Genomic DNA, 4,390 nt, shown 5'->3' on the forward strand with positions numbered 1-4,390 from the left:
GCCTCATCTACGATTAAAGGAATTGAGACGATACATGCCTTATACAAGTCTAGCCGAAAAGAATTCAATCTTTTTGGTTTTTCAGTGACACGAGAAATAAATCAACTACTCGGAGTTTCTGCCTAAAAGGCGAAACCTAATGGCAAATCATTTGTTATTTTAAACTTTGCAACAGAACCGTTATTTTTATATAGAGACAGATGAAAATGGAGCAAAGCAAGTGAAGATAGAGTCCAATGAGTTTTTACAAACAACATTATTTTAAGAGTGAAAAGCTGTTATGGATAGATAAATAACAGCTTTTTTTAATTGCTTATATCCCATTGTTCGTTAAATCGGAATTTTATGAACAAATATACAAGGGTTCACTATGTTTTAAATCAGAAAATAAAAAAACAATAGATACTTAAAAAATAAGTATCCATTGTTTTTTATTTACATTTTTATATTCTCTCGTAACGCTTTATCAGCCAGATATTTAACTTTTAAGGCATCCATATCAACAACACCAATACCAGTTGCACGATCTTTTTTCAGTTGTTCAGCAAACACTGACAGTTCTTTTTGTTGTTCTTTATAACCTTCAGAGTTGCGTAACATTTGATTGATTTTTTTAGCTTCTCTGTGATAACGCTCTTCTTCAGCAGGTGTCATCTTTTTAGTAGGTGGGATAGTTAATTCAACTTTAAATTCCCCATTACCTATTTGTTTAACGCGTTCTCTAAAACTGATTGTCATAAAAAAACCTCCCTCTTCATGTTGCTTTAGTTAACTATATTATACAATAAAATTTCTATTCTAGACAATTGACCCATTTTCTTCCCATAAACCCATCTATTCAATACTCAATCACCCCTTTTACAGCTTTTTTAGTTAGTAATGATGTATGTTTATAAACAACTAAATCCTCATTATCTTCTGTTGGTAAATAAGACGCAGCAATTGTTATGGAAGCATCTGTAGCAGTTGTTACATCGGCTAATGCACTTGTAGCATTGTCATATACATATAATAAAATGAATCGTTTATTTCTTTCTAAACGTTTTGATAAATAACTTAATGCGCTTTCTGATTTTTGGTAATCTCTCAAATTACCAACTACTCTGTAAATCAAATAAACATCGTATTTGATTGTATTGACTTCATACGTATAAACCGCATGGAAGAGATCTTTAGCAACAGCAGGTTTTTCAACTTGAATAAAATGCTGTTTGTAGCGTTCATTATATAGCTCCATAAAATCTTCACAAATAAAGTCTTTTTCAATTTCTTCTAAATTATTTTTTGGATTTAAAATATAAGAAATCAACGGAATAGAATGAAGAGCATTAACAGCATAGAAATGTAAATTCCCAGGTAGATCAAAACCGCTTAAAAATGTAGCTTTAAGTGAGTACACTCGGCGATTTCTATTGGTTTCAAACGTATCCGAGATGGAATTATCCACAACTATAAAAACAACATGTATATTTCTTAGATTAAATTCTTTAGAACGGGCTTGTACAATATACTTTTCAATCTTTTGTTTAATAATATGCGCACGCTGAGTACCTGTATCAATTTCAATAGGAACAATTGTGTCTCTCGTTTCTATAACATAATCCGGTATTATGAAACCTGTTGTTTCAGTTTTTCTTGTGTACGAATCATTGCCTAATAAGTAATGGTTGTTTCCTCTACAAAAATCAAAAGTAATCTCTTGCTTTATCAAATCCATGACGATTTTATTCGTAATTGTAGAGGCAACTTTCGAATGTAAATTTGGAAACTTGTTTATATGAGCATTCGTTTTATACGTTTTAATACTTTCTTTTCTTATAATATTTAAAAAAACAAGAACTTCCAAGCCAGCTGAATTTAGACGATAGCTATATCTTACAAAATTTTTAGACATGTCATGTATTAGTTCCTCATTTCTTGCAACAACCCCAGCATCTAGTAGCTTTTTTAAACGATTTGAAATATTACTCGTTTCAATTTTTTTATTACTTAATAATCTGTATAACTCATGAAGAGATGTTGCACGTAACTGTTTGTGTAAATAAATATGGCGTAATACTTCGATTTCATAATCATGCAATACTACCCCTTTATAAAAATGCCCCTTTTCTATTTTCAGTCCGTTTAGTCCTTTTTTAATCTGCCTCAAAATCTTTTTTCCTCCCTAAAAACAAAAAAGCCCCCGAAGAATAAGACTCTACTAAGTCTTATTTTTCAGGGGTTTCCTGTTTATATTAAATTTAATATAAGTATATCATAGTACTTTATTTCATGCTAAAAAAGTTAAAACATGGATAGATTTCCTTACATGAAACTATGCAAAAACAAACAAATAACTACCAATCCATAACATTCTTTTTCTATTTGAATTACACTCTAGTTTTTATATATTAGTTGCACTTCTATTTCCTATGTCAGCACCCGTTGTTTCTACGTTAAAGGTATACAACGGAGGTGTACCTCCATGAATTGCACCCTTTTTACCCACAAAAAAGATACAGTTCACAATAAATAAAACTGTTTTTTTACGTCATTTAATATCCGTTAAAAGGTATACAACATGTAAATCATATTCTTCAAAATAGCAGACAGTATTTTAAATCGTTAACTTAATCGTACAGCGCGATTAAGTTGCTCCAAATATTTTAGAAAGATAAAAGGCTGTAATTATTCCTACCTTTTAAAAGACAGATGCACCTATTTGAAATATCAAAAATAAGCAGATTTCCCCTTTAAAAACAGTGTTACTCCGACGCTATTTTCACGTTGAAACAGAGACGAAGTAGGTGCTCAAAAGAAAATCTCCCAAACCATTTATGGGAAAAAATTCTTTTTTGAAGCTATTTATTTTATAGTTGGTTACGATTGCTATTTTCATAACCAACTATGCTAATTTTTGAAGTGCGTGACACGTATGATTTTTTTTCGTAATCAACTATGTAAAAAAACAGTAATAGCAAGGGTTGAAAGGTGGGAAAATCCTTTTTTTTTCGATTTTTTTCGCTTCATCCGGGTTTGCCTATTATCCTGTTACCCTCCCTCTATCTTAATAGAGGGAGGAATAACGAAAAAAATTGGTAACTAGATGTTGCACCTTAGTGCGCTTGTGAACCATTTTTTCAGTGGAGGAACTGACTTCATCTTACGAGGCACTTTCAGCTTCTTAGAAACTTGTTTATTTTTAATATATGGACTATCGAGATATTCTTTATACTTCAAAAAGCTTACATTTTGAAATAGAGGCATTAACCTAATAAAAAAAGAACCCACTTTTAAAAGGGAGTTCGAAATTATGTATGCTTTAAAAACAACTTGTTTACAAATTAATTGGAGACTGTTGCGGACATAAACCTGGAATCACTTCGTTTTTTCAAACTATTAGCAATTATTCATTGTATTCCACTTTTACTCAAAATCGTTTAAAAGCTATTAAAAACGTTTCTATCAATCTTTTTATCAAATTAACCTTTAAGTTATTAAAAATGAAATTTAGTACGTTCAATAGCATTTAAACACTATTGTAGATTATTTCACCTGGTTGGCTATTGATTTTTAAGTTTTAAACTGTATACTAGTAAATCTTCTTCAATCAACGATGCAGACACTCCAACTCACATAACTACACATAGCGAAACATGTACACCCCACCTGGATCGTTTGTTATGCTTACCACTGATTACACGATGTACACTTCATATCTTCAATACAATTCTATTATTCTAATCCCCCTGTCATACACGCCCGACAAAACCATTTAACAAGACTAAAAGGGTTCTGTTGCAAGGTTTCTTAATTAGCATGATATCAGGTAGAATTAAGGGGGAAAAATTCAAAAAAAGATATTATTACAATAGCCGTTGGCTATTATTTGAGATATAACCTGAATTACCGAGAAATTTCTGAAATTATGACTGATTGAGGTGTTGATGTGTGTCACACCACGGTCGTTAGGTGCAAAAATATAGGTTTCATCTATTTGTCAAGAATCACATTGTAGGTGATTCTTGACAAATAGATGAAACCTATATGAAAGAGAAAGAACAGCTATACTGACTGACATTGCGAAACAATGTCATACGCTCCCCTTACGCTCTTTAGGCAGTCCCGACATAAAGTAGCAAGTAATAAAATTCGACACGTTATGAACTTAGGAATAGTGAAAGATTATTGCAATACCAAGTATCCCCGAAATGTAGTGAAGACAAAGAAATTACTTGCCATTCATTAGAACCTTAGTGTCAGACAAAAAAATAGATAGAATAAGGCACTGACTGCCCTTTTTGAGACAGTAAGAAAACACCTTCTAAACAGCCAGTTGGCGATATTGGATCGGTGACTGATTGTTTAGTTTCGTTTGAATACGGATATTGTTATAATAAGTTATATATTC

The 4,390-nt window shown here is 31.6% G+C and carries 3 protein-coding genes and 1 pseudogene; 1 reads left to right on the plus strand and 3 read right to left on the minus strand.

Annotated features, from left to right (window positions below; translation table 11 throughout):
• A pseudogene (locus DEX24_RS17395) lies at positions 1-126 on the plus strand (IS6 family transposase); the annotation flags it as partial.
• Positions 127-435: 309 nt separating this feature from the next.
• On the opposite strand, the gene DEX24_RS16615 reads toward DEX24_RS17395, so the two are convergent.
• From DEX24_RS16615 to DEX24_RS16625, 3 genes are all read right to left on the minus strand, one after another.
• Positions 436-738 (minus strand): hypothetical protein, encoded by a 303-nt coding sequence (locus tag DEX24_RS16615; RefSeq protein WP_109307493.1) that lies wholly within the window; start codon positions 736-738, stop codon positions 436-438.
• Positions 739-838: 100 nt separating this feature from the next.
• Positions 839-2,149 (minus strand): replication-relaxation family protein, encoded by a 1,311-nt coding sequence (locus DEX24_RS16620; protein WP_170112988.1) that lies wholly within the window; start codon positions 2,147-2,149, stop codon positions 839-841.
• A gap of 2,154 nt (positions 2,150-4,303) precedes the next feature.
• Positions 4,304-4,390: IS3 family transposase (locus DEX24_RS16625; protein WP_146192986.1), on the minus strand; the 87-nt coding region annotated here is incomplete at its 5' end.

The sequence above is a fragment of the Kurthia sibirica genome, assembly GCF_003143975.1.
Classification (GTDB): domain Bacteria; phylum Bacillota; class Bacilli; order Bacillales_A; family Planococcaceae; genus Kurthia; species Kurthia sibirica.

Bases quoted from the DNA above. Each gene is read 5' to 3' on its own strand.
- DEX24_RS16615 (WP_109307493.1), bottom strand. From the start codon at position 738: ATGACAATCAGTTTTAGAGAACGCGTTAAACAAATAGGTAATGGGGAA.